The 26,799-nt window shown below is 48.7% G+C and carries 23 protein-coding genes; 16 read left to right on the forward strand and 7 right to left on the reverse strand.

Annotated elements, in window-relative coordinates; genetic code table 11:
* Nucleotides 1-29 precede the first annotated feature (29 nt).
* Genes MY523_RS17775 through MY523_RS17785 form a run of 3 tightly spaced genes read left to right on the forward strand, consistent with a single transcriptional unit; the run spans nucleotide 30 to nucleotide 3,957 of the window.
* Nucleotides 30-1,934, forward strand: a complete 1,905-nt coding sequence (locus tag MY523_RS17775; protein ID WP_250656021.1) for an AAA family ATPase — start codon at nucleotides 30-32, stop codon at nucleotides 1,932-1,934.
* Nucleotides 1,931-2,563 (forward strand): cob(I)yrinic acid a,c-diamide adenosyltransferase, encoded by a 633-nt coding sequence (gene cobO, locus MY523_RS17780; RefSeq protein WP_250656022.1) that lies wholly within the window; start codon nucleotides 1,931-1,933, stop codon nucleotides 2,561-2,563. The genes MY523_RS17775 and cobO overlap by 4 nt, the downstream gene beginning before the upstream one ends.
* A 2-nt stretch (nucleotides 2,564-2,565) precedes the next feature.
* Nucleotides 2,566-3,957: a cobyrinic acid a,c-diamide synthase CobB gene (locus MY523_RS17785; protein ID WP_250658845.1), complete on the forward strand. Its 1,392-nt coding sequence runs from the start codon at nucleotides 2,566-2,568 to the stop codon at nucleotides 3,955-3,957.
* Between the two features lie 26 nt (nucleotides 3,958-3,983).
* Here the strand turns inward: MY523_RS17785 and MY523_RS17790 are convergent, their stop codons facing one another.
* A complete protein-coding gene (locus MY523_RS17790; protein WP_250656023.1) occupies nucleotides 3,984-5,432 on the reverse strand; it encodes a cobyrinic acid a,c-diamide synthase CobB in 1,449 nt (482 codons plus the stop codon).
* Between the two features lie 96 nt (nucleotides 5,433-5,528).
* Between MY523_RS17790 and MY523_RS17795 the strand changes: the two genes are divergently transcribed.
* The 12 genes from MY523_RS17795 to cobN all read left to right on the forward strand — a co-directional run bounded on the left by MY523_RS17795 (nucleotide 5,529) and on the right by cobN (nucleotide 19,884).
* The gene (locus MY523_RS17795) at nucleotides 5,529-6,209 is read left to right on the forward strand and encodes an urease accessory protein UreH domain-containing protein (protein WP_250656024.1); all 681 of its coding nucleotides are present in this window, start codon (nucleotides 5,529-5,531) and stop codon (nucleotides 6,207-6,209) included.
* 38 nt (nucleotides 6,210-6,247) lie between these two features.
* Nucleotides 6,248-7,375, forward strand: a complete 1,128-nt coding sequence (locus tag MY523_RS17800; protein ID WP_250656025.1) for a cobalt-precorrin-5B (C(1))-methyltransferase — start codon at nucleotides 6,248-6,250, stop codon at nucleotides 7,373-7,375.
* Nucleotides 7,372-8,178: a precorrin-6A/cobalt-precorrin-6A reductase gene (locus tag MY523_RS17805; RefSeq protein WP_250656026.1), complete on the forward strand. Its 807-nt coding sequence runs from the start codon at nucleotides 7,372-7,374 to the stop codon at nucleotides 8,176-8,178. The genes MY523_RS17800 and MY523_RS17805 overlap by 4 nt, the downstream gene beginning before the upstream one ends.
* A 38-nt stretch (nucleotides 8,179-8,216) precedes the next feature.
* Nucleotides 8,217-9,197, forward strand: a complete 981-nt coding sequence (locus MY523_RS17810) for a sirohydrochlorin chelatase (protein ID WP_250656027.1) — start codon at nucleotides 8,217-8,219, stop codon at nucleotides 9,195-9,197.
* 180 nt (nucleotides 9,198-9,377) lie between these two features.
* Nucleotides 9,378-10,043 (forward strand): precorrin-8X methylmutase, encoded by a 666-nt coding sequence (locus tag MY523_RS17815; RefSeq protein WP_250656028.1) that lies wholly within the window; start codon nucleotides 9,378-9,380, stop codon nucleotides 10,041-10,043.
* Nucleotides 10,043-11,371, forward strand: a complete 1,329-nt coding sequence (cbiE, locus tag MY523_RS17820) for a precorrin-6y C5,15-methyltransferase (decarboxylating) subunit CbiE (RefSeq protein ID WP_250656029.1) — start codon at nucleotides 10,043-10,045, stop codon at nucleotides 11,369-11,371. Before MY523_RS17815 ends, cbiE begins: the two co-directional genes overlap by 1 nt.
* Nucleotides 11,368-12,126: a precorrin-2 C(20)-methyltransferase gene (gene cobI, locus MY523_RS17825; protein ID WP_250656030.1), complete on the forward strand. Its 759-nt coding sequence runs from the start codon at nucleotides 11,368-11,370 to the stop codon at nucleotides 12,124-12,126. Before cbiE ends, cobI begins: the two co-directional genes overlap by 4 nt.
* An 11-nt stretch (nucleotides 12,127-12,137) precedes the next feature.
* Entirely contained in the window at nucleotides 12,138-12,920 is a 783-nt protein-coding gene (locus MY523_RS17830) for a cobalamin biosynthesis protein (protein ID WP_250656031.1), read from the forward strand.
* Between the two features lie 7 nt (nucleotides 12,921-12,927).
* Nucleotides 12,928-13,737, forward strand: a complete 810-nt coding sequence (gene cobJ / locus MY523_RS17835) for a precorrin-3B C(17)-methyltransferase (protein ID WP_250656032.1) — start codon at nucleotides 12,928-12,930, stop codon at nucleotides 13,735-13,737.
* Nucleotides 13,734-14,531, forward strand: a complete 798-nt coding sequence (cobM, locus tag MY523_RS17840) for a precorrin-4 C(11)-methyltransferase (protein WP_250656033.1) — start codon at nucleotides 13,734-13,736, stop codon at nucleotides 14,529-14,531. Before cobJ ends, cobM begins: the two co-directional genes overlap by 4 nt.
* A 142-nt stretch (nucleotides 14,532-14,673) precedes the next feature.
* Nucleotides 14,674-15,756, forward strand: a complete 1,083-nt coding sequence (gene cobW / locus MY523_RS17845; protein ID WP_250656034.1) for a cobalamin biosynthesis protein CobW — start codon at nucleotides 14,674-14,676, stop codon at nucleotides 15,754-15,756.
* Between the two features lie 183 nt (nucleotides 15,757-15,939).
* The gene (gene cobN / locus MY523_RS17850) at nucleotides 15,940-19,884 is read left to right on the forward strand and encodes a cobaltochelatase subunit CobN (protein ID WP_250656035.1); all 3,945 of its coding nucleotides are present in this window, start codon (nucleotides 15,940-15,942) and stop codon (nucleotides 19,882-19,884) included.
* A 114-nt stretch (nucleotides 19,885-19,998) separates the two neighbouring features.
* On the opposite strand, the gene MY523_RS17855 is transcribed toward cobN, so the two are convergent.
* A complete protein-coding gene (locus MY523_RS17855) occupies nucleotides 19,999-20,301 on the reverse strand; it encodes a hypothetical protein (protein ID WP_250656036.1) in 303 nt (100 codons plus the stop codon).
* Nucleotides 20,302-20,713: 412 nt separating this feature from the next.
* On the opposite strand from MY523_RS17855, the gene MY523_RS17860 reads away from it, so the two are divergent.
* On the forward strand, nucleotides 20,714-21,832 hold the full coding sequence (locus MY523_RS17860; RefSeq protein WP_250656037.1) for an acyl-CoA desaturase: 1,119 nt from the start codon (nucleotides 20,714-20,716) through the stop codon (nucleotides 21,830-21,832).
* Between the two features lie 76 nt (nucleotides 21,833-21,908).
* On the opposite strand, the gene MY523_RS17865 is transcribed toward MY523_RS17860, so the two are convergent.
* The 5 genes from MY523_RS17865 to glmU all read right to left on the reverse strand — a co-directional run bounded on the left by MY523_RS17865 (nucleotide 21,909) and on the right by glmU (nucleotide 26,773).
* Nucleotides 21,909-22,703 carry a substrate-binding periplasmic protein gene (locus MY523_RS17865; protein WP_250656038.1) on the reverse strand — a complete coding sequence of 265 codons (795 nt, stop codon included), beginning with the start codon at nucleotides 22,701-22,703 and terminating at the stop codon, nucleotides 21,909-21,911.
* A 142-nt stretch (nucleotides 22,704-22,845) separates the two neighbouring features.
* Nucleotides 22,846-22,995 (reverse strand): hypothetical protein, encoded by a 150-nt coding sequence (locus tag MY523_RS17870; protein ID WP_250656039.1) that lies wholly within the window; start codon nucleotides 22,993-22,995, stop codon nucleotides 22,846-22,848.
* Nucleotides 22,996-22,998: 3 nt separating this feature from the next.
* Nucleotides 22,999-23,325, reverse strand: a complete 327-nt coding sequence (locus tag MY523_RS17875; protein ID WP_250656040.1) for a PDDEXK family nuclease — start codon at nucleotides 23,323-23,325, stop codon at nucleotides 22,999-23,001.
* A 122-nt stretch (nucleotides 23,326-23,447) separates the two neighbouring features.
* A complete protein-coding gene (gene glmS / locus MY523_RS17880) occupies nucleotides 23,448-25,280 on the reverse strand; it encodes a glutamine--fructose-6-phosphate transaminase (isomerizing) (RefSeq protein ID WP_250656041.1) in 1,833 nt (610 codons plus the stop codon).
* A 119-nt stretch (nucleotides 25,281-25,399) separates the two neighbouring features.
* On the reverse strand, nucleotides 25,400-26,773 hold the full coding sequence (gene glmU, locus MY523_RS17885; protein ID WP_250656042.1) for a bifunctional UDP-N-acetylglucosamine diphosphorylase/glucosamine-1-phosphate N-acetyltransferase GlmU: 1,374 nt from the start codon (nucleotides 26,771-26,773) through the stop codon (nucleotides 25,400-25,402).
* Nucleotides 26,774-26,799: the final 26 nt, after the last annotated feature.

Here is a 26,799-nt window from a genome sequence, read left to right on the forward strand (position 1 = left end):
TGCAGCGCCTTCCTGTGAGGTCTTGGCAAATGAAGTCATATCACTATCCATTTTGCGCCGTCGTAGGCCAGAGCGCTCTCAAGCAGGCGCTGCTTTTATCTGCGATAGACTCAAAGCTCGGTGGCGTGCTGATTAGTGGCCCGAGAGGAATGGGCAAGACCACACTGGCAAGAGGACTTGGCGAACTTTTAAGTGAGCACTCACTTACCAAATCAACCAAGCCATTTGTGACACTGCCTTTAGGCGCAACGGAAGAAAAACTCGTCGGCTCACTCGATATTGAACGCGTACTGGCGAATGGCGAAGTTGCCTTTTCACCTGGCCTTCTCTCCAGAGCCCATAACGGCATTCTCTACGTTGATGAGGTCAACCTACTACCCGATCATTTAGTCGATTTGTTGTTAGATGTTGCTGCCAGCGGCATCAACCATGTTGAGCGGGATGGCATTACCAAAGAGCATGAAAGTAAATTTGTATTGATCGGCACAATGAACCCCGACGAAGGTGAATTACGTCCTCAATTACAAGATAGGTTTGGGTTATTTGTTGATATAAATGAAAGACTTAACCCAAAACAGCGAGTTGAAGCAGTAAAGAAGCGCTTAGAATTTGATGACAACCCAGTCTCCTTTCTAGAGCGCCACGCCGAACAACAGCAAACGATTCACAATGAATTGGTATGCGCTCAGGCGTTGTTACCGGAGGTTGTTATCGGAGAGGCAGAACAGCTCGACATCGCTGAACGCTGCGAGGCATCAGGCGTCGAGGGACTGAGAGCAGATATTACCTTACAGCGAGCTGCCAAAGCCCAAGCGGCATGGCACGGAGAGGTGAAAGTCAGCACTCAGCATATCGATGAAGTTGAAGAGTTTGTGCTTGCCCATCGCCGTACGACAACACCGCCAAATGAACCTCAGCCTCCAAAACATAAAAACCACTCTCCCGATGATGCAGCAACACCTCCATCACAGGGAAGCCGTCCATATGCCGACCGTGGCTCTCGATTTAAACAACCTCGCTCCCAGGCTGGTTCCAACGGAGCCTCAGAAGAGCCGAGTAATAAAAAGCAGAATAACGAAGGACAGTGGGGTGCAATACAACCCAGTGCGATGGCAACTTCAGGCAAACGGGTTATCAATAAACCCAAGACCAGAGACCAGAAGAGGGTTAAATCCAACATTACACATGGCCAAAAAGGGTTCGGCAACGCAAAAGTAAGTGCCTATGCGTTAGGCCTGAGAAGCCAGACAAAAAAAGCACAACGAGTCGCTTGGGTGCCAACGCTGACTGATGGGCAAAATATTCAACGGCTTCGGGATTCCAATATTCGAGGTTCTGAGAAAGGCACACCTGCGAGACTCTCGACCTTACATTATCTAAAACCCCAGCAAAAACCGGGGCAGCTTAACCTGGTGCTTATCGACAGTTCAGCATCAACCGGCAGCCAGCAGTCACTGGGTAAAGCAAAAGGCGCTGTCTCGGAGTTGTCTCATCAGAGCTACCTCGAGCGTCAAGAACTGGCGATTATCGCGTTCGGCAACAACAAAGTGAGCACACTGCTTCACCCTCAGCGCGCACCTAAGGATATTGACCCCATACTCAATCAGATCACACTCGGCGGCGGCACTCCCCTTCGTAAAGCATTGGCGCAAGCTAAAGAACTACTTCACAAAGCACAGTCTCGCGCACCCAGTAAAAACCTTCACCTGTACGTGTTGACTGACGGGCGATCAAACGATGATATTTCAGCTTTTTCATCCATCAGCGCGTCTACGGGTGCAGTCATTACAGTGATTGACACCGAACAACACGCTATTCGGTTAGAGCGATGCCGCGCAATTGCAGCCCTGTTAAATGCCAACTATCAACATATTGATGACTTGCCAGACCGCCTTGAAACAGAGCCACCGCTTATAAATGGAGCTTTTCTGTGAGTAATAACGACAAACATAGCCCAGAAATTGAAGCGGCTGAACAAGCCAAACACCAAGCCCGCAAAGCAAAAAAGAAAGCCGTTGTGGACGAGCGTATCGCCAAGGCAACGGAAGAGCGAGGCGTGCTGATTCTGATGAAGGGGAACGGCAAAGGCAAAAGCAGCTCAGCGTTTGGCACCATGGCAAGAGCGTTGGGGCATGAGCAGCAAGCTGGCGTCATCCAATTTATAAAAGGCCGTCGCCACACAGGCGAATACCTGTTTTTCAAAGACCATCCCCGAGTCGACTTCCATGTAATGGGCCACGGTTTCACTTGGGAAACCCAAGATAAATCAAAGGATATTGAAGCCGCCCAGGCAGCATGGAAACAGGCAGAAGTAATGCTGAATGACCCAAACTATAATATTCTGGTATTTGATGAGATGAGCTATATGTTCAAGTATGAATACCTGGATATTGAACCGGTCATTAAGGCCTTAAAGAATCGCCCGGCACATCAAAACGTGATTATCACCGGTCGTACCATGCATCGAGCACTGCAAGACATCGCGGATACGATTAGTGTTGTACAGGACGAAAAACATGCTTTCCGCCAAGGTGTTAAAGCCCAAATAGGCATTGAGTGGTAACCATGTTGAGGCCAGAGCAGAATGACACCTTTGACCAACAGATAGATGAGCCAACTAAACAGGGAGGCGCAGTACTCTGCCCCGCCCTGTTTATCAGTGCTATCGCATCTGGCCAGGGCAAGACAACGATCACTGCCGGGCTTGCTCGTTATCACCGTAATCAGGGCCGTAAAGTGCGGGTCTTTAAAACAGGGCCAGACTACTTAGACCCGCTCATACTTGAGCAAGCGGCTGGCAGCCCGGCAGAGCAGCTTGATTTATGGATGGTTGGCAAAAAGCGTTGCCGTCATTATCTATATGAAGCCGCAAAAGATGCCGACCTTATTCTGATTGAAGGGGTCATGGGGCTATATGATGGCGACCCAAGCGGTGCTGATCTGGCAGAGTATTTTGGTATACCTGTCGCGGCCATTATCAGCGCCCCCACCATGGCACAGACTGTGGGCGCTATTGCGCTTGGTTTAACCCAGTACCGCCCCTCCCTGCCATTTGCTGGCATTATCGCCAACACACTGGGCAGTGATCGTCATGCCGAACTGGTAAGAGAAAGCATGCCTGACAGCATACCGGTCTTGGGCTGCCTAAAAAAACAAGACCAACTCACCTTGCCTCAGCGACATTTAGGTCTGGTTCGCCCCCACGAGCTGGAAGATTATGATGAAAAGCTCGATCAAATAGCCGATATATTAGCAACAGCCGGGTTAGATACGTTACCTGAGCCTGTAGCTTTCCATGACGAAATAGAAGAAACCTTAAAGGTCAACACGACTCAGCATGTTAAGTCGTTAGCCGGTGTAAAAATTGCGATTGCAAGGGATGAAGCCTTTAGTTTTATCTACCCTGCCAACCTCAGACTATTAGAACGCTTGGGTGCCGAGCTGCATTTTTTCTCACCCTGCGCAGATGAACAACTTCCAGAGGTAGACAGCCTATGGCTCCCTGGCGGTTATCCTGAGCTGCACCTAGAAAAAATTAGCCAAAACCTCTCAATGCGGGAGTCTATCAAGGCGTTTTACCTGCAGGGTCATAAGATTCTCGCTGAATGCGGCGGTATGCTCTATGCTCAGCAATCTATCGTCACCCTTGATAATCAGGATTGGCCGATGGCAGGGCTAATTCCCGGCATTGGGGTGATGCGTACTAAAGGTGGGTGCCAAGGCATGCAAAGTGCTGCACTCCCGGAAGGCGAGCTTCGCGGCCACGCTCATCATCGCAGCAAAAGCGAAGAGACTCTGCCGGCGATTACCTTTGGTAAACGCATTAAACACCCGGCTCCCGGTGAACCCGTTGTAAGGAGTAAAGGGCTAACAGCCTCGTACCTGCATTTTTACTTCCCTTCGAACCAAGCGGCAACGATTCGTCTGTTTCATCCAGATGAGGTATTAGCCTCATGAGTCATAAGCGACCGAATAGCCGCTTATCAAGGGCAGAAGAATCTAGCAATCGCCTCCCGGTTGGAAGGGAAGTATGCGTGGAAATAGGAACACCTGATAGAGCCGACCTGAAACAGCGCTTCTCCCAGGGTTCGGTCTCGTTGCCGAATGGCATGAGCAATCGGTTCGAGCGCCTGATCTCCATTGCTAGCACCATCAACAGCGCCATTGACAGCATCTTCACTCAGCAACATTTCAGAGTGGTGGAAGGTGTGGCCACGAAGCTCCCCTTCAGGCCAGCGCATAGTTTGCAAACCAAGCCCTTGAAAGCGGGGTTTCATCCTCGCTTTGGCCGGAACAAAACCGCACATGGCGTGTGTCAAACCATCAATTGTAGTCAGCTCCTCAAGCAGAAAGAGCATGCCTCCACACTCCGCAAGCACGGGTGTGTTGTTATCGACCAACGCTTTAAGCGTAGATTGAGTGAGTCGACTGCTACTCAACTGATCCGCGAACAACTCAGGGTATCCACCCGGCAACCAAACGCCATCACAGTCGGGGACAGCTTGATTGCCCAGGGGCGAGAAGAAGCACAACTCAGCCCCCAAAGTACTCAACAGTTCAAGGTTGGCCTGATAGATAAAGCCGAATGCAGTATCTCTGGCAACAGCAATTCGCTGCCCGGTCAAAGGTCTGGCCTCGCCAATAATACCGGCATCATTAAAGCTCGAACAAACCAAATGGGGAAAACTAAAAATGATCGCCTCAGGCAAACGCTCAATACCCGCAGAGATTGCACTGTTGAGCAGAATGTCCACGCCGTCATCAAGCCAGCTATCAAGATCAGCAAGCTCGCAGGCCTGAACCAACCCCAAGTGCCGCTCAGGCAACACCAGCCCCTTATCTCTGGGAACACCAGCAATCAACGGAACACGGGCGGGGGTGCCTTGCTTAATCAACTGGAAGTGATGGGAACTTCCAATGTTATTGGCGATTACGCCACCAAAAGGCAGGTCTTGCTGGAAGGTTTGCAAACCATGGGCAATAGCGCCAAATGTTTGCGCAACGCCTTGAGCATCAATAACAGCAACGATAGGCACACCCAGCAGTCTCGCAAGATCTGCGCTGGTATTTCTGGCCTGCCCATCAAACAACCCCATCGCGCACTCAATGATAATCAGATCGTTATCACGAGCTGCGCGATGCAGCATACGTCTAATATCGAACTCCCCCATCATCCAGAGATCGAGGTTAAAAACCACTTGGCCAGAAGCACATTCGTGGATCATAGGGTCGAGAAAATCAGGGCCGGTCTTAAAAACCTGAACCCTTCGGCCTTTGTTACGATGCAGCCGGGCAAGCAGTGCCGTCAGCGTGGTTTTACCATGCCCCGATCCGGGGGATGCAATCATCAAAACAGGGCAACAAACATCTTCGATGACCTGAGCACTCAGAACAGTCTTAGCACTCTCACCATTTCTGCTATTGGGGTTCATACGCTAAACTCTACGCTTAATGAATCTGGTTCAGGCCGCAGTATAAGCGATAGCATTAATAAATCCGAAAAAACCACTACGTCGAGATAACATAACATGATTGATTTACCCATTATCGCCCTATTAAGTACTGGATTAGGTCTGGGCCTGCTACACGCTTTTGATGCAGACCACATTATGGCCGTGTCAACGCTATCGAGTAAGCGCCCAAGCATTAAGCAATCGATGAAATTCTGCGTTCAATGGGCAGCCGGTCACGGCGGCGTGCTAGTCGCACTTGGCCTGTTGATATTTGCCCTTGGCGTCCAGGTTCCAGAGAGTTTATCACTCTGGGCAGAACGCGCTGTCGGGTTTATGCTGATCGGCTTGGGGGCGTGGCTACTGGTTAGCCTTTGGCGACAGTCTGTAAAAATGCACGTTCACCAACATGGCGATATTACCCACGTCCACTTGGCGAATGATAAGTCCAACAAGCATAATCACACCCCTGTATTAGTTGGTGTCACTCATGGGCTGGCAGGAAGTGCTCCCGTTCTAGCACTGATTCCCGCTGTCAGTCAGGGACGTCTGGATGTCGCAATGGGCTATATTGTGCTGTTCTCATTGGGTGTTATGCTCAGCATGTTTCTATTCGGTGCCTCTCTGGGCGGCTTGCAAACCTGGCTGCAAAACAAAAGCAACCTGCTGTTCAATATAAGCCGTGGCGGCGTTGCTTGCCTCTCAATGGTATTGGGTGGGTTGTGGATTGCAGAAAGCTTCGCACCTGCGGTCGCTTAACACACTAATATTAGCCATTAGATAGAATTGAGCCGCAGATGCGTGAAGAGTCCCCAGAAACCAAGCGACCGTTGCGCAGCGGCTACACCACCGGAGCATGTGCTACAGCGACCAGCCTGGCCGCAGCCCGCTTATTGTTGGGTGGCGAAGTGACCCAGACTTGCACGATCACCCTGCCTCGCGGCCAGCACGTAGAGTTCGCTTTAACCGAGTGCCGCTTATCATCAGCCCAGTCTGCATTTGCTGCTACCATCAAGAATGCCGGCGATGACCCTGATGTCACACACGGTGCCACGGTCTTCGCAGAAGTAGAGCTATGCACTGAAGCCGGTGTCTTTTTTCACGCCGCGCCAGGGGTGGGTACCGTCACCCGCGAAGGACTATCAATTACTAAAGGTGAACCGGCTATCAACCCGGTTCCCAGACAGATGATGCAATCGCACCTAATAAAGCTTGCAGAAGCGCTGGATTACCGCGGCGGATTTAATGTGCATATTGGCATCAAAAATGGCGAGCATATCGCAACCAAAACCATGAACCCAAGACTGGGTATCGTCGGTGGCTTGTCTATTTTGGGTACGACTGGCATTGTGCGCCCGTTCTCATGCTCTGCATATATTGCCTCAATTCAGCAGGGAATTGATGTTGCCTATAAAAATGACATAAAACACATTGCTGCATGCACCGGCTCTACCAGTGAAAAGCGCGCCCAACGGCTCTACTCGTTGCCAGAAATGGCACTGGTAGAGATGGGTGATTTTGTCGGGGCGGTACTCAAACATATTAAACACGCCCCGGTTGCCAAACTATCCCTTATTGGTGGTTTTGGAAAGTTTAGCAAACTGGCCAATGGCCATATGGATCTGCACAGCCGCGCCTCAAATATTGACCTTGAAGAGCTGGCCGACAAAGCAGCGCTTGGCGGGGCCGATGAGCCGCTATGCAAACAGATCAAAGTCTGCAATACCAGCTTGCAGGCACTGAAGCTGTGCCAGCAACATTCTATTCCCCTTGGTAATATTATCTGCGAACAAGCTCGATCAGTCGCGGCCAAACTTATCCCGAACAGGGTTCAGGTAGAGGTTTGGGCGGTAGACAAACAGGGTGATGTCGTTGGGCATGCTGGCTGGTGCAATGGCACGCGCACCCCAAGGCAGACAACATGAACATATTGCTGTTAGGGGGCACTCGGGATGCCATTAATATTGCCAATTCACTGCTCGCAGGTAACCAATCGGGCGATCAGACCATCAAGCTTATTTACAGTATTGCAGGGATCGTCAGAAAGCCTCTGCTTGACTGCACGGTTCACACGGGCGGGTTTAGCCAATTCTCTAGCACCGCACCGCTGACAATTGACGATAAAACCTCGACACAGCAGTTGGACAACCGAAGCCAGCTGGGAATGAAACGGTTTTTACAACAGCACCACATTGAAAAAGTGATTGACGCCACTCACCCCTACGCCATCACAATCAGCAACAACGCCTCTATTGTTTGCGAGCAGCTCAACATTCCGTTGCTGCACTATGTTCGCCCGCCTTGGCAAGCCACACCAAAAGACCACTGGATTACGGTGAGTAGCTGGAGTGAAGCGAAAAAAGCAATGCACCTATTTAAGCGCCCTTTTGTTACAATTGGCCGCTTAGCGATTAATGATGCCCACTTAATTCCAGACCATCAGTTTTGGCTAATTCGGTCTGCCGTTGAGAGCAACCAAACGCAACAACGGTATCGCCTGGTCAAGGCTATTGGCCCGTTCACGGAACAGGATGAAATTGAGCTGCTGAAAACCAACCATATCGATGTCGTGGTTTGTAAAAACAGCGGCGGCCGAGCCGTTGATGGAAAACTAAACGCTGCACAGAAATTAAAACTTCCCGTTATCATGCTAAACAGACCTGAAACGGGTAGCGACTATAGTACAACTTACAACAACGAACATGACCTCATCAAAGCCATTCGTTGAATGATAGATAACCAGATTACACATAAACCGAGAGAACTATGACCGACAATCAAAAGCCAGCACTACTCGTAGTAGGACACGGATCCAGGGATGTTGAAGCCGTTGAAGAGTTTCATCAACTGGCAGAGCACTTTCAGGAAAAGTACCCCGATAGACTCTGTGCGACCGGCTTTCTGGAGTTTGCCCGCCCGGTCATTGCTGACGGGATTGATAAACTGGTAGAGCAAGGGGCCACCAAAATCACGGCAATCCCTGGCATGTTGATGGCCGCAGGCCACGCCAAGAATGATATTCCGAGCGAGCTGAATACCTTGCAGGCAGAAATAGAAGGTATCGATATCACCTATGGAACGCATCTGGGCGTACACGCCAATATGGTGCGTGCGTCCGCCGCAAGAATTGAAGAAGCGGAAGCCCAAATGGTTGAGAAGTTTGGCGACGAATACAACCGCAAGGACACCTTGCTGGTGGTGGTAGGGCGTGGTGCGTCTGATAGTGATGCCAATTCAAATATCTGCAAAATTACCAGAATGCTTGAAGAAGGTATGGGCTTTGGCTGGGCGATCACCTGTTTCAGTGGCGTAACCTCACCACTGGTTGATGAAGCGCTTGAGCGGGCGCACGGTTTGGGTTTCAAAAAGGTCATCGTTTTCCCATACTTTCTATTCACCGGCCGCCTGGTGAAAAAAATCTACCAGTGGGCAGACGACTACCAGGCAAAATACCCTGACGTGACCGTGGTTAACGCACCTTACCTGAACGATCATCCATTAGTGCTTGAAACCTTCATGGATAAAATGGAAGAAGCCGAAAACGGCACAGGTAATATGAATTGCCAGATGTGCCAATATCGTGTGCAGATTCTGGGGAGTGAACATAAAGTCGGCACTCCTCAAGAGGGTCACCATCATCACGTTCGGGGCTCTGGTACCGATGCAGATCATGATCATCATAGTCATCACCACGGACACAGTCACGATCACCATCACGGCCATCACCATAGCCACGATCATAAATGACCGCGAGTAGTTATCATTCGAAAACACTAAAATTTACACTCTTTGTCACCCTCGCGAAGGCGGGGGTCCAGTGTTTAAAATAACAGCTCTATGGATTCCCGCCTTCGCGGGAATGACGGCGGTTGCAGAGTGGTATAGCGTAAATATCAATAATCCGTAACGATTGTAAAACCAAAGGCTATGTCAAAAACTGAACTCTATCATTACGAAAAAGACCCGCACGCTATTGAAGTGGAGTCATTCCGGCAGATTCGGGCACTCACAGACCTCAGTGCCCTTTCTGCTGACGAAGCTCAGGTCGCCATGCGCCTTATACATACCTGCGGCGACCCATCCCTCATTGAAGATATCTATCTTTCTGAGCACGCGGTCTCTGCTGGAATAGCAGCCGGATTAGAGGCAGCATCGAGTCAAACCACGGTTCTTTGCGACGTTGAGATGGTCAAACACGGCTTAACCCGCCGTTTTCAAACGGGCCCGGTACACTGTTTTTTAAACGATGAACGTGTACCTGAGTTGGCCAAATCCAACGGCGAAACACGGTCCATGGCAGCCCTCTCACTATGGCAGCCGCATTTAAAAGACAGTGTGGTTATTATTGGCAACGCCCCAACCGCACTATTCCGGTTGTTAGAAATGATCGCAGCGGGGGCAGATAAACCGGCGCTGATTATAGGGATGCCGGTCGGCTTTGTCGGAGCGGCGGAATCCAAAGAAGCGCTCATTGAAGCGTCGAGCAGCATGGGCCTGAATGTGATGTCACTGAGAGGCAAACGAGGTGGCAGTGCATTGTCTGCCAGCGCCTGGAATGCCTGCTTAAGACTGTCACGAGGCATTTGTTTCTAATGAAATCGACAATACCTTCTCAAGCGCCGTTAGCTTCCAACATGAGCTCAACCTCTCAACCAAAATGGATCGGATGCCCAATAAATATTATTGGGCTGGGCGTTGGAGCAGGAACCGGCCCAGCACTTGGCGAGTCTGCACAGGCGGCATTGCACAATGCCGATTGGGTGGTCGGCGCAGAGCATCAACTGGAGAAGGTTTCCGGCTATCAAACTAAAGGGGAAAAAATCCCCTACCCTTCGCCCTTCTCCGGCTTAGCTGAGTGGCTGTTTAAGCATCAGCAGCAACGTATCGTCCTGTTGGCGTCTGGCGATCCTCTGTACTACGGGTTGGGTGATTGGTTAGGGAGAACGGTGGGGCGGGAGCAGCTGGTCTTTCATGCCAATATTTCAAGTATTCAAGCAGCTTTTCATCAATTGGGACTGCCATGGCAAAGTTCTGAAACAATCACCCTGCATGGTCGGCCTCTCGCCAGTCTTCGTGCGCGTGTTCAACCAGGCAAACTATACGCGGTACTCACCGATCAACACAGCCACCCTGCCGCCATCGCCCATGAGTTAATCGATTGTCAGTTTGAACAGTCACTGCTCTGGGTCTGCGAAGACTTGGGAGGCAAAGCGCAACAAATTAGATCATTTCATGTTGATGACCCCAAGCTGACCTCAGAAACCTTTCACCCGTTGCACGTAACCATTATTCAGTGCCAAGGCTCCGGGGGGCTTCTGCCTACCTTCCCCGGTATTGAAGACGCACTATTTGAAACAGGCAAAGCCCCCGGAAAAGGGCTCATCACTAAAAAAGAAGTTCGTTTGGCAATACTCTCGCAACTGGCACCCAAGGCAGGGGATATTGGCTGGGATATTGGTGCTGGCTGCGGCAGTGTGGCCATTGAGTGGGCACGCTGGAACCCAAATGGAACCGTTTTCGCTGTCGAAAACAATGCGGAACGACTCAGCTACTGCAGCGCCAACCAAACAACGTTCGGTGTGGTTAATAACCTCCATATTATCGATGGCACAGCACCTGATGCCTGTGACTCTTTGCCAGACCCGGATGCCGTATTTATTGGCGGCAGTGGTGGCCAGCTTGAACAGATTCTCAACACCGCGTTGAGTCGGCTTAAACCCGCAGGCAAAGTGGTCGCATCCGCAGTAACCGAAACCACTAAGGCAACGCTTATTCAGTTTGCGGAACAAACACCCGCGTCTGTCTCGGTCGAGTGGTCACAAATAGCATTATCTCGCGGCGACTCTATCGCAGGCCAGCTAGTGATGCGGCCTCAACTGCCCGTGACGCTTCTTACGCTGACCAAAGGGGTTGAGAGTTGAGCCCAACAAACAGAAAAGAGCCTCAAACATCGGGCATATTTTATGGCTTAGGTGTAGGGCCAGGCGACCCTGAACTTATAACCCTGAAAGCCGCAAGGTTAATCAGCCAGTGTGATGTCATTTGTTACCTCTGCAATGATGCAAATAGCGACAAACCAGGCCACTCCCAATCAAAAGACATTGCTCAGGCGCTGATTAACGAGAGAGCAACCAAAGCCGTTGAAATTGCTATCCCGATGCCTTACAAGCGAGACCGAACCGCAGCCAATAGTGCTTACGATCAAGCGGCAGAAAAGATTCGAATAGCCCTTCAACAGGGCCAGACGGTGGTGTTTCTCTGCGAGGGCGACCCGCTGTTTTTTGGCTCTTACAGCTATCTGCAAGAGCGACTATGTGATGAGTTCACTTGTATATCGGTACCTGGCATCAGCTCACCCAATGCAGCCAGCGCTGTAGCCGGCATTCCGCTTACCATGCAGAAAGAGAACTATGCGGTACTTTCAGGACGTCTGAGTGATGAAAAAATACTCAGCCATCTAAATGAGTTTGATAGCCTGGTACTGATGAAAGTCGGGCAATCCAGGCCGCGACTAGTCAACCTGATCAAGACGAGCGGACGCCTCCATGAAACCGTCTATGTAGAGTACGCGACCCGCGAGCAGCAGAAAGTAATCTATGATATATCGACACTAAGCGCAGAAGCAGGGCCTTACTTTTCGTTGTTTATAGTTACCCGACAGCAAAGGGAACAATAGAATACTCTCTCATGAATAACACATCCTCTAGCACCGTCATAAGCCTCACGGACAAAGGCCAGCAATTAGCGACTCGTTTAGTCGCGCTGGGGGTCGCCACCCATCACCAACATAAACCCAAACCATTTGCTGATCAGGTACAAACACTGTTTTCGAGCGGTGAACGACTTATTTTGATCTGCGCCACAGGTATTGCCATACGAACCCTTGCCCCCGTGCTGGCAGATAAATACAAAGACCCTGCCGTATTAGTGCTCGACGAACATGGGCAGTTTGTCATTCCGCTTTTGTCTGGGCACGAAGGGGGAGCCAACGATTGGGGTCGGCAGGTTGCACAGGTAATTGATGCTCAACTGGTGATTACCAGTGCACAAACCTATCTAAAGCCAAGATATATTGCAGGAATGGGGTGTGAAAGGCACTGCCCAATGCCTGTGCTAAGACAGTTGCTTGAAGAGACGTTGCTGCTATCGAACCTCACCGTTGATGATCTAAGCGCTATAGCCAGTATTGACGTAAAACAGGATGAAGTCGGGCTTATCGAGCTAGCGGCAAAGCTCAACATCCCTTTTCACACCTATAGTGCTGAAAGGCTTAGGACAGTTGAAAACCAGCTTACGCAAAAGTCCGATATTGTTTATAGAGAAGTAGGCTGCTACGGCGTTGCAGAAGCTGCTGCGCTGATTGATGCCAGCAGCCTATTCAATAATCAACAGACAACGCCTGAACTACTAATACCGAAACATAAAAACAGACAGGCGACCTGTGCGGTTGCCCGAATATACGAAAGCTGAGAACACCATGAGTAAATTGTACGTGATCGGAACCGGCCCTGGCGGGTTGGAGTATTTACCACCTATCGCAAGAGACGCCATCGAAGACAGTCAACAGCTAGTGGCTTATGGCCTTTATCTTGACCTGTTAGGAGACCTCATTGCCGGCAAAGTTCGCCACGACCGTCCACTGGGTGAAGAGATAGAACGGGCTCGCCTGGCACTACAACTGGCCGCTAAGGGCGAAAATACAGCACTCATCTCCAGTGGGGATATTGGCATATTTGCCATGGCAACACTGGTATTCGAGCTATTGGATAAAGAACCTGAAGCCGGTTGGGAGCATATTGAGATTGAAGTAGTGCCTGGAATATCTGCCATGCAAGCAGCGGCCAGTAAAATTGGCGCACCACTCGGTCATGACTTTTGCGCGATATCGCTATCCGACCTGCTAACCCCGTGGGAAACCATAGAAACCCGCTTAAACGCGGCCGGGCAAGGTGATTTTGTTATCTCATTTTATAACCCTGTTTCAATTAAACGAGATTGGCAGTTAGCCAAAGCAAAAGAGATTTTGTTGCAGTATCGACCTGCAACAACTCCAGTGATTATTGGTCGTAACCTCACCCGTCAAGATGAAAAAGTGACGGTTACCACGTTAGCCGAACTCGACCCAACGCAGGTCGATATGCTGACACTGGTGATGGTTGGTAATAGCGACAGCCGACATGTTGCTGTCACAAATGGTGAAACCAAACGTGACTGGGTTTACACACCTAGAGGCTATTCAAAAAAACTCGCCTTCCACAATAAGTCTACAGAGGCCGTTAGCTCATGAGTGTATTTTTTGTCGGTGCCGGGCCTGGCGACCCGGAGCTTATTACCGTTAAGGCGCTAAGAATCATTCAGCAAAGCCCTGTCATTCTCTACGCAGGCTCGCTGGTTCCAGAAGAGGTTTTGGCTGACGCCCGAGAGGGTGCATTAGTTATCGATACTGCCCCCCTTAACCTGGAAGAAATTATCGAACTGATAAAACAGGCTCACGAGAAAGGGCAAAACGTTGCCAGGGTTCACTCCGGTGACCCATCAATATACGGCGCCACCGGTGAGCAGATGCGTCGCCTGGACCAACTCGGCATTCCTTATGAAACGGTGCCCGGTGTCACTGCCACCAGTGCCTCAGCGGCTTGGTTAAACAAGGAGCTGACGCTTTCCGGCATTACCCAGACCGTCATCATGACTCGCTATGCCGGTAAAACCCCCATGCCGGAACGTGAGAACCTAAAGTCACTGGCACAGCATGGTGCAACTCTGGCGATTCATTTAGGGGTCACCCGCATCCATAAAATCGTCGAAGACTTGATTCCATTTTATGGCGAAGACTGCCCGGTCGCAGTATGCTATCGCACCAGCTGGCCTGATGCAGACAAGATTACCGCCACCCTCGGCACCATTGTCGATAAAGTACGGGAAAAGAAATTTACCCGCACCTCGCTAATTCTGGTGGGTCATGTGCTCGACCCTGAAAACTTTGATGATTCGTTCTTATATAGCGAAGATCAGGCTCATGTTTATCGACCAAAAGTTAAACCAGCAGAGCCCAGAAAGGTAAAGCGACCCGAAGTCGAATAAGATATTTGTAGCCTTGAGGCAGCGAAGCGAAGTCAGGGTTTGTATTTTTTAATACTCAGTTAACAACCCCTGATTCTGGTCGTGCCTCCCGTCATCAAGGCTACGGTGAAACTCATTTAGATCGTTTATGAAAGGAACAATCATGCAACTAAACAAAATACCTGCCACTGTTGTTACCGGCTTCTTAGGGAGCGGCAAAACCACGTTACTTTCTAATATTTTGAAGCAAGCTAATGGCAAACGTATTGCCGTCATCGTTAACGAGTTTGGCGAGCTGGATATCGATGCGGATCTGCTTAGAAGCTGCCCATTAGAATGTGAAGAAGAAAACACACCAGAACAACCAACCAATGGCGAAAACGGTGTTTATGAACTCGCCAATGGCTGTATCTGCTGCACCGTTGAAGAAGAGTTTCTACCGGTTATGAAAGAACTGGTCGCACGCCGTGATGATATCGACCACATATTGATTGAAACCTCTGGACTGGCGCTACCAAAGCCATTAGTACAGGCGTTTAACTGGCCAGAAATCAAAGCACACTGCACCGTTGATTCTGTTATTACCGTCATAGACGGCCCAGCCGTTGCCGATGGCCGCTTTGCTCACAACCCTCAACAGGTTGAGCAACAACGTAAAGCTGATGAAAGCCTTGATCATGACCCAAGCTTGCAAGAGCTGCTGGAAGACCAGCTTAGCTCAGCCGACCTGATTGTCGTCAGTAAAAATGACTTGCTAGATCAAGCAACTAGAGAGTCAGTCGACAAAACGGTGCGCGGCCGTGTTCCTGAAGAAGTAAAAATCATTCACGTGAGCGATGGTGACATTGCATCCGAGTTGATTATGGGCTTAGAAGCCGCCACAGAAGAGCGTATCGGTGGTATTCATACTCATCATGACCACCACCATGACCACGGTCACCACCATAAGCATGCCCATGACGACTTTGACTCTGTCTCGTTACAATTAGGCAGCGTTGATAGTGACAAGCTAATCGATATCATCAAAGAGCTCATCGCAGAGCACACCATCTTTAGGGCGAAAGGCTTTGCCTCGGTGACAGATAAACCGATGCGCCAGGTCATACAAGGCGTAGGCCAACGGATTGAAAGCTACTTTGACCGCTTATGGCAGCAGGACGAAGAGCGCTCCAGCCGAATCGTATTGATTGGTAAGGGGCTGGATGAGGCGTTATTGCTCGCCGCGCTAAAGAAGGCTGAGGTTTAAGTAGTGATCATCACTGCATACTTGGGTACCTGTTCTTTGTCATCCTCGCGAAAGCGGGGATCCACTATTTTAACAATACTACGAGCTATGGATTCCCGCCCACCCCAGGGTGCTCTCTCTTGCTACGCAATTCACCTTGTAAGCGGGAATGACAGTCGTTTCTATATGGACTCTCAGTAGACAATGCACCTGTTAGCTGCCAAACCCGGTGGGTTCTCTGACGATGAAGGAATCATCGATCTACAGCAATCACCGGCAGATATCGTCATCCTGGCTGCACAAGATAGTACGCTATCAATGCTGGCACAGTGTGCAGAGCGCCTGCCGGATGACTACCCCGGTATACGGCTGGCTAACTTTGTTAACCTCACTAAACCAGCGGCTTTTGACCTCTATGCCCATAAGGTGCTGGAGCAAGCAAAGCTTATTATAGTGTCACTATTAGGGGGGAAGGCCTACCTCCCTTATGGCGTTGAGCAACTTCAGAAAATTTGCAACAGTACCGGCGCGCAACTGGCGATTGTACCGGGCGATGACCAACCGGACGAAGAGCTGTTCTCAGCCAGTACACTTGAAAGAGAAGACCTGATACGAATCTGGCGCTATTTGCGAGAAGGCGGTATTCGCAATACTGAAAATGCCTATCGTTTTATTCAGCAAACCTTTTTTAAAGCGTCTCTGCCTCACAGCGAATCTATCACCGCATTTGAAGAGCCTCGCCCACTGCCCCGAACACTGATCTACTGCCCACACCAACAGGAGCAGTCATTTCAGGAGTGGCAACAAAAAGTGCATCGGCGTCGCGAGCAGTCTGGGCAGTCAATTCCTACCGCTATTTTGCTGTTCTATCGAAGCCACCTTCAAGCAGGAAATACCGAAGCCTTTTCGGCGTTTATCAACGTGCTTGAACAACAAGGCCTGGCAGTATTGCCCATTGCCACCGCTTCATTAAAAGAACAAGAGTGTAAAGTTCTGGTCGATCAACTGGCACAAAAAAGTGACTGTCGGATTTTCCTGAACACTACCGCCTTCTCCATTCGCTCAGCGACCCTATCTACCACCAGCGAAAATGGAGCGCAAACCCCTTTAGGCAATGCACACCTTAGCTCTCAACCAGATTTGTTAGAACCAGATGCCCTATTTTCGGTCAATGCACCGGTGCTGCAAGTTATTCTCGCGGCGAATAGCGAAGATGATTGGCTCGAACACAGCCAAGGGTTACGCGCACGGGATATCGCTATGAATATTGCGCTGCCCGAAATGGATGGCCGAGTTATTTCCCGGGCGATCAGTTTTAAAAATGAAACCCAACTAAGTGACCGCACAGAATACAGTCAAGTTGGTTACCAGCTGCAACCGGATCGCGCAGAATTTGTTGCCGAACTTGCTGCTCGTTGGGCGTCACTCTCCATCACGCCTAATAATGAAAAGCGGGTTGCACTTATTCTTGCCAACTACCCTACCCGGGATGGCCGCATCGGCAACGGAGTCGGGCTTGACACCCCAGCCTCAACCATCGAAATACTTAACGCAATGGCAGGCGCGGGCTACCCTGTTAAAGCAATACCCGACACCGGTAATGCCTTGGTTGAAGAACTGCTAGGCAACATCACCAATGACCTCGACAGTATAGACTTGAGGCCCTGCCAGCAAAGCCTGGCGATAGACGAGTATCAGCACTATTTCGATAACCTGCCTCAAGAGTGCCAACAGGCGGTGTTAGATCGGTGGGGGCAGCCCACACAAGACCCCAAATATCGTTCCGGCCGTATTATGATCGCAGGTATTCGATTAGGGGAAACATTTGTCGGTATTCAGCCCGCCCGCGGGTTTAACATCGATGTGGCGGCTAACTATCATGACCCAGATCTCGTGCCCCCTCACAGCTACCTGGCCTTCTATTTCTGGCTAAGACACAGCTACGAAGTTGATGCCTTTATTCATATAGGTAAACACGGTAACCTCGAATGGTTACCAGGAAAAGGCCTGGCACTGAGCAACCAATGCTGGCCCGAAATCGCGCTGGGGCCAATGCCACACCTGTACCCGTTTATCGTTAACGACCCCGGTGAAGGGGCACAGGCAAAACGTCGCAGTCAGGCCGTGGTGCTCGACCACCTAATGCCCCCCATGACGCGAGCAGAAAGCTACGGAGAGCTCCAGGAGCTTGAACAATGGGTTGATGAGCTGTATCAGGCAATGGGGCTGGATGCTCGCAGAGAAGCCCTGCTGAGAAGCAAGATTCTCGACCTGATCAACCGCACTAACTTACTGGCTGAACTGAATTTAAAAGGCGATGACGTTAACGATGAAAACGCTGTACTCAACGAATTAGATGCCTACCTGTGCGATCTTAAAGAAGCACAAATTCGAGACGGGTTACATATTTATGGCGTAAAACCTGATGGCGAGCAGCGAGTGGATACGCTGGTTGCCCTTACTCGCCTGCCACGCGGCGAGCAGCGCGTCGAGGATGCCAGTATTCTCAGTTGTCTCGTAAAAGATTTAGCACTAACCTTGGAACCACAGCCGGATAGCCCGCTATTCGACCCGCTTCAGTTTGACGCCAAAGCACCTTGGTTAGGCCCTCAACCCGCTATCCTCAGCGATATACATCCAAGCCCGTGGCGAACCCATGCCGACACCCGTGAGAAACTTGAGTTACTCGCTAAACAGTTAATATCAAGCCACTTTCCGGATCAGGCTATAGATGAAAAAAACGGTGCGCAAGCGCACGCTATGGTGAGCCAGTTTGCGTGCACTTATGAACTTTTTCAGCATATTTCAAACGTTATCGCCCCCGCCTTTGACGGCAGTGCCTGCGAAGAGTTACGACAACTTCTAAATGGTCTCGAAGGTGGCTTTGTCCCTCCAGGGGCCAGCGGCGCACCGACACGAGGCCGATTAGATGTGCTGCCAACGGGCAGAAACTTCTACTCGGTCGATAGTCGCAGTATTCCAACTCCTGCCGCCTGGGAGCTGGGGCAGGCCTCCGCAGAGCAATTGGTCATGCGCCATCTGCAAGAGCATGGTGATTACCCCAAAACGCTCGGGCTATCGGTGTGGGGCACTGCAACAATGCGTACCGGAGGCGATGACATTGCCCAGGCTTTCGCGCTAATGGGCATTAAACCGGTTTGGGCATCAGGCTCTAATCGGGTTGTCGACTTCGAGATTATTCCCAATTTCTTATTTAACCGGCCTCGTGTCGATGTGACATTACGGGTATCCGGCTTTTTCCGTGATGCCTTTCCCAATGTCATGAAGCTATATGATGCCGCCGTCACCGCGCTTGCCGAACACCAGGAGCCTGGTAACACCAATACAATAAAACAACGCATCGATAGTGATATTGAGCGCTTAACCCAAGACGGCCTTTCGCCAGAGCAAGCACAACAGCAAGCACGATGGCGAGTGTTCGGCTCCAAACCCGGCGCTTACGGCGCTGGCCTTCAAGGATTAATCGATGAACGTTGCTGGGATACACCCGATGACCTGGCTGAGGCATATATCAACTGGGGCGGTTATGCCTATGGCCAAAGCGATCAAGGCACCGAGGCATTTTCAACATTCGAGCACCGCTTAGGCCAACTGGAAGCCGTGGTACAGAACCAGGATAACCGCGAACACGACTTACTGGATTCCGATGACTACTATCAATTTCAAGGGGGCATGACCAATGCGGTCAGAGTGATTTCAGGTGATACCCCCTCGGTCTACCACGGTGACCACGCCAACCCGGCTGCTCCCAAAATAAAAACACTGCAAGAAGAACTCAATCGCGTCATTAGATCCCGCGTTATTAATCCAAAGTGGATCAATGGAATGCAGCGACACGGCTATAAAGGCGCGTTCGAAATGGCCGCCACTGTCGATTATCTGTTTGCCTACGATGCCACCACAGACATGATTGCTGATTACCAGTATGAAATGGTGGCGGATAATTACCTGTTTGAAGAAAAAAACCGGCGGTTTTTAGAGGAAAACAACCCGAAAGCGATGCAAGAAATGGCTGAGCGAATGATGGAGGCCATTCAACGGGGGTTATGGGAAGCCCCTCAAGAATACGCAAGCCAGCTAGAAGACCTGCTCCTAGAGATTGAAGATAAGCTTGAGCAAGAAATGTAGCCTAAATACCATGAGGGACGAGCGAAATCGGCAAGGGTGAGAAGTAAAGCCATGATGCGGGTTACTCCTTGATTCCAGTCGAACCTCCTTTCATCACGGCTACGAGCGCCTGAACTATAACTGAGGGCAACCCTTTATGGTCAAAGCAATATTAGTCGCATCTTTGACATTTTGATAATAAGCATCTGAAGTCTGAACAACAGAACCCGCCAACTCACCGTATTCAACGTTAATCATCTTCCCCAGATTAGTTAACGCATCAACCGACTGCCGATCGGCGTCGTAAGCGGAAAACGCACCTTGAATCTGATCACAGGTAAACGCACCCATACCATTGGATGCCATACTGGATAATTGACCTGATGTCTGGCAACCCGTCAACGTGATGAGCGCGACTAAAAGAAATTTCTTATTCATATTGAATCTCAAGGGTTATAGAAGAAGAGTTAAGCCGAGCCATTTTAATGAGTTACAGCGTTAAATGTAACCCTAAACCAAAGCCTGTGCCGAATGACCGAGTAAAAGATTGAAGCCTGACAAACAGTTGAAGTAGTGGGTACAATCAAGATTAATAACAAATAAACTAAATTATGATTCAGTCAAACTATTAAAGAAGCAAAAGGAAATAGATTCAAGTCGCCTGTACTAAAGCGCTTTTCGTATAAAAACTAATTCCAATGACAGTTCAGTATTCTCCGTTACGTTTACTATTCAAAAATTCACAATTATTGCGTACGTTTGTAAGCTGAATCACTCAAAAAATAAATAAACTCTGTTATGATAAGCCAATACTCGCTAAAGCTATTAAAACTGTTTGCCGGAATACGCTATGAATAAACCCAATATCATTTGGACCAATGTACTGATTTTTTCAATTACCGGGTTGGTCGCATTAATCGGCGTTCCTTGGTACGGGGTTGTTTATGGCTATGATGGCTACCATTTGCTCGCCACGGTGCTCTGTATTGGTTATTGCGGTATGTCGATCACTGCGGGCTACCACCGCCTGTGGTCTCATCATGCTTATGAAACCAACATCGTCATTCGTATTATCTATGCCATAGGCGGTGCATTTGCCCTGCAAAATAGTGCCTTGCACTGGTCATCAGACCATCGTGTACACCACCGTTATGTTGATAACAACGAGAAAGACCCCTACTCCGCCAAAAAAGGATTCTGGTATTCTCATATTGGCTGGATGTTGAGAGAGTACCAACGTGAACGTTACGATGACTATACGAATGTTCCTGATTTGAAGCGCGACCCTGTCGTTATGTGGCAGCACAAGAACTATATTTGGTTATCAGCAGCCACCAATTTTGGCATCCCGTTAGCAATTGGCTTTTGGCATGGCGATATTTGGGGCATGTTACTAACGGTGGGTGTACTACGCCTGGTTATTTCTCATCATGTGACATTCTTTATTAACTCCCTGGCGCACCTGTGGGGCCACCAACCCTATAGTGATAAAAACAGTGCTAAAGATAACGCGCTCATCGCCTATTTTACCTTTGGCGAGGGTTACCACAATTACCACCATAGCTTTCAGTTTGACTATCGCAATGGCATTCGCTGGTGGCAGTTTGACCCAACTAAATGGCTTATCTGGAGTTTGGATAAGCTAGGCTTGGCCGGGAACTTGAGACGTTGCGGCAACGAGCGTATTGAAAAGGCCAAAGCCCAAATGCTGCTACAAAAAGCCAATGATGGACTCAGTAAACTCCCCAATGCTGATGAAATAAGAGATAAACTACATACAGAATACGAACACCTGATTGAGCATATTAACCAAGCGTATGAAGCCAAAAAAGCATGGCTGGAAATGAAGAAGAACGACTTAATCGAGGCTTATGATAAGTCTGAAGCAATGAAGCAGTACAAAGAGCTTAAGTCTAACCTTCAGGAGCAGCGCGAGCGATGGAATAGTTTGGTGGCTCAATATGCCTAACAGACTACGCACGTAGTTTCAGCCTCGGGCGTGTTAGATGTTAGATCTGCACGCCTACCGTTTAAAGGTTTATATCTTACCTTTTCCGGAGTTCAAACCCCTTCTCTAGCGCTTTATCCATATAGCCATCATCAATCATCTCTCGGATAACCTTTGCGAGCGCAGCGCGTAAAGTACGAGTATTGCATTTTGATTTTTTTGAGATAGTTAAATAAAGTCCTTCACTGCTAACCGATGGGGATAAAGGTACTATATTGTCCGCAATCCTCATTTGAGTAGCATAATAAATCCCCGGGTTTTTTTCATAAAGTACGTAATCTACTCGCTTTAAGATCAGCATTTTAAAAGCTTGTTCCAAACTAGCAACGAACTCAATGGTTAGCTGTTCCGAGGCAAACTCATCAAACTCCTGACCAAAGCTATTGTTGATGACCGTCGCACCCAACTTTCCGACGAGGTTTTTCTTTTCACGATAATTAAAGTTCTTTTCTTTATGCTGCCAGACAACACTTTTTGTACTCAAAAAAGGGGGGTGAACATAGTCCATCCATTGACTCCGGGGTGTGGTATAAAATGCCCCTGCAATCATATCTATGCGACCGAACTTAACTTCTTCTTGAGCTCTGGACCAAGCACCTACATGTTTTAGGTTAATATCAAGACTTAGGCGAACGCCTATTTCTGAAATAATAAAGTCTATAGCGCCCCGTAACCGGTTATCGTCGCCATTATTGTGCCAAAGATAAGGGGGGTATTCCGAATTTCCGGTCGCGCTAAGCTCTTTACATTCATTTGCGCTGACAATAGACACCGAGTTAAGAAAAGTTAACGCAATGAAAACAATCCTAACCGCAACACAACGAATTAACATTAAAACACTCCAGAGCCTTAGATAGAATCTTAGTTTTGACTTTTATCATCTTGCGTTATTTCTTGCCTTCACGTAATAAACTATATCCAAATATAGTTCAAGATATCACTGCATTCATGGTTTTACTTCTCAGAGCAACTTACTATAGCTTCCAGCGGGCTGTAACTTCTACCCGTTCTAATTCAAGTTTTTCTATTGTTCCAGGGTCACTATATGCTTCCTTTGATTTGAGCTGAATGGCAAACCCCGGCTTGTCTTTCTCTAGAGAGTCAACGACAAAGTCGCTGCTCATGTATTAATCCACACCTTGATAATTGGGATGTTGCACTCCCAATTGCTTACTTATCTCACGCGTCAACTTACGATCTAGTGGAAACTGCTCTCGAATGTCTGTAGTCGTTGAGCGCCATTGAAGCAGTAGGAATGTTGCGAGTTCTAGATCGGAGAGTAGATGATAGATACGCTGAGTAATTTGGCCATAAACTCGGTGAGAGCGACCATCGGAGGCTACATCACGAACAGTTAACCATGGCTTGTAGTTGGAACTTGTGCCTTGGCCTCTGCCTTCCTTGATCCACCGTTTGTTTTTGGCTTCAGAGTTCCAATATTGCTTCTTCCCCATAGTAAATTGCCAACCAAACTCGCTTTTCATTAAAGTAGCTCAGATGGCAAAAGTTAACAACTATATTGTTTTATTAACGACTTTATTGTTCACCGACAAAAGAAAATAAAGTTGGAAACTAACTACTCTACAGTAACCGATTTTGCTAGGTTTCGCGGTTGATCGACATCTGTTCCTTTTATCAAAGCCACATGATAACTAAGCAACTGAAGCGGTACGGTATAGAGAATTGGTGCGACAATCTTATCGCACTGAGGGACATCCAACACTTTCATTGTGTCATCACTTTTAAAGTGTGCACCACTGTCTGCAAACACGTACATCAGGCCACCACGCGCTCTGACTTCTTCAACGTTTGAGTGCAGCTTTTCAAGTAACTCGTTATTCGGCGCAACCACAATCACCGGCATATCCGCATCGATGAGTGCCAATGGGCCATGTTTTAGTTCACCTGCTGCATAGGCTTCAGCGTGGATATAAGAGATCTCTTTAAGCTTTAGCGCCCCTTCCATTGCAATGGGGTATTGGTCACCCCGGCCTAAAAACAAGCTGTGGTGTTTGTCGGCAAAATCTTCTGCAAGCGCTTTGATTTCATCATCCATATCCAGAGCCTGTTCGATTTTGGCCGGCAATGACAGCAGGGCCGCAACAATATCAGACTCTGTTTCTGAGTCCATTTGATTGTGTTTTCCAATAGCAGCTACCAGCAGTAATAAACCTGTTAACTGAACGGTGAATGCCTTGGTTGAAGCAACACCGATCTCGGCTCCTGCGTTCATCATGTACGCCAGATCTGATTCACGCACCATTGAAGAACCCGGGACATTACATATCGTCAGGCTTGATTTAAAACCCAGTTCTTTGGCAAGCCTCAATGCTGCCAGCGTGTCAGCCGTTTCACCAGACTGGGAAATAGTAACCAGCAGAGAATGGGGGTGAACAACCGGTTTTCGGTAACGAAATTCTGAGGCTATTTCCACATTACAGGAGATTCCGGCCAGCTCCTCAAACCAATAGCGTGCTGTCATACCTGCGTTATAGCTTGTTCCGCAAGCTATAATCTGTACATGTTTAATATCTTTTAAGATGTCTTCAGCATTCTCACCAAAAATATTGGCCGAAAGCTTACCTGCCACTACTCGGTCTTTAAGCGTATTTTTTAGTGCAATTGGCTGCTCATAAATTTCTTTCAACATGTAATGCTTGAAAGGCCCTTTGTCACCGGCGTCATGAGTAATATCAGACTCTTTTATCTGACGCTCTACCTGCTGGCCATTAGCGTCATAAATGGTGACTTTCTGCCGGGTCAATTCAGCAATATCGCCTTCTTCAAGAAAGGCAAAATTTCGGGTGACAGGTAACAGCGCTAACTGATCAGATGCGAGAAAGTTTTCGCCCAAGCCATAACCTATAACCAGAGGGCTGCCTGAGCGAGCAGCGATCAGACGCTCTGGGTCTGTCTTATCCATCACCACTGCGCCATACGCGCCTTCCAGTTGCTTTATCGTTGCCTGAAAAGCTGCAAGCAGAGTGTCGTGTCGTGTTAATTCAAAATGCACCAGGTGAACGATGACTTCGGTATCAGTATCTGAGGTAAACTCATATTCCTGTTTGATTAGCATTTCACGCAGAGCATGATGGTTTTCGATTATACCGTTATGTACTACCGCAATACGCTCACCTGAGGTATGAGGGTGGGCATTGAGTTCATTTGGCTCACCATGAGTCGCCCAGCGAGTATGAGCGATCCCGGTGCCTCCAGCGCAAGGTGATTCTTCAAGTGCATCCATGAGTGACTGAACTTTGCCAACTCTTCGTACTCGATTAAATTCACCTTCTTTTGTTAACAGCGCAACACCTGCCGAGTCGTAACCTCGATACTCAAGCCTTCTCAGTCCTTCAACAAGAATTTCAGCCACATCCCTTTGTGCTACAGCACCAACGATTCCACACATTTTACTATTCCTGATATAGGGTGCGCTTGCGCACCGTTTGATTCTTTACACCAATTTTTGAACTTGAGTCGGTTAACTCAAGATTTGGTGCGCAAGCGCACCCTATAGAATAAATTCTGTTATTGCTTAACTGGCCGCTTCCAACCATCTACATTTCGTTGCTTACCACGGGCGACAGCCAGTTGCTCAGCTTCAACCTCTTTGGTGACCGTTGAGCCAGCACCAATAGTCGCTTTTTTGCCTATTTTCACAGGGGCAACAAGTGAGCTGTTAGACCCGACAAAAACGTCATCAGCAATTTCTGTCTTGAACTTATTCACACCATCATAGTTGCAAGTGATTGTCCCTGCACCGACATTAACATTGGTTCCAAGCTCTGCATCACCAACGTAACTCAGGTGGTTAATTTTACTACCCTCACCCACAATCGCTTTTTTGGTTTCAACAAAGTTACCCACTTTTGATTTATTAGCGAGTTGCGTACCTGGACGAAGCCGTGCAAACGGGCCCACATTAACGCTTTCACCAACTGAACTATCTTCAACAATCGAGTTAGCGTGGATGGTGGTATTGCGGCCTATTTTAGAGTTTTTGATAATACAGTTAGGGCCAATCACAACGCCTTCTGCCAACTCCACGTCACCTTCCAACACAACATTGATATCAAGAAAAACATCTTTGCCAATTGTTACATTGCCGCGAACATCAAGCCTTGATGGGTCAATAACCGTTGCCCCCTCAGTCATCAACCGTTTTGCTTGCTGCGCTTGATACCAACGCTCCAATGCCGCTAGTTGAACGCGATTGTTAATTCCCTGGACTTCCTCTTCACAAGCCGGATGCGCAACTGCGACTTCCATCTGGTCATCAACCGCCATCGCAATGATGTCAGTTAGGTAGTATTCACCTTGAGCATTGGAGTTGGAAAGTTTAGGTAGCCACTCTTTTAATTTTGATGCAGGAGCTGCGAGAATCCCGGTATTTATTTCGTTAATAGCCAATTGCTGGGGCGTTGCATCTTTTTGTTCTACTATTGACGTTACAAAGCCTGAGCTATCTCGCACAATACGGCCATAGCCAGATGGGTCTTCGAGCGCGACAGTCAACAGTGCAATGCTCTTTTCACTGACATGTTTGAGCAACGCGTTTAACGTTTGTGTATTTGTTAATGGAACATCACCATATAGAATAAGTACCGTCACATCATCCGGGACATTCGGCAGTGCCTGAGCAACGGCATGGCCAGTGCCTAGTTGTTGCTCCTGTATTGACCAGTGAATATCATTTGACGTGGTAATATTTTTAAACGACTCCCTGACCAGCTCTGCTCCATGCCCAATGACAATATGAGTCCCTGCGGTACCTAAATTTTCAGCATTTTCGACAACATGATGCAGTAGAGACTTTCCAGCAAGTGGATGTAAAACTTTTGGAAGGTTTGATTTCATGCGCGAGCCTTGACCGGCTGCAAGAATAACTACATGAACACTCATTAAGACGTTTCCTTACTGTATTAAAT

It is taken from the genome of Alkalimarinus coralli (assembly GCF_023650515.1).
Lineage (GTDB): Bacteria > Pseudomonadota > Gammaproteobacteria > Pseudomonadales > Oleiphilaceae > Alkalimarinus > Alkalimarinus coralli.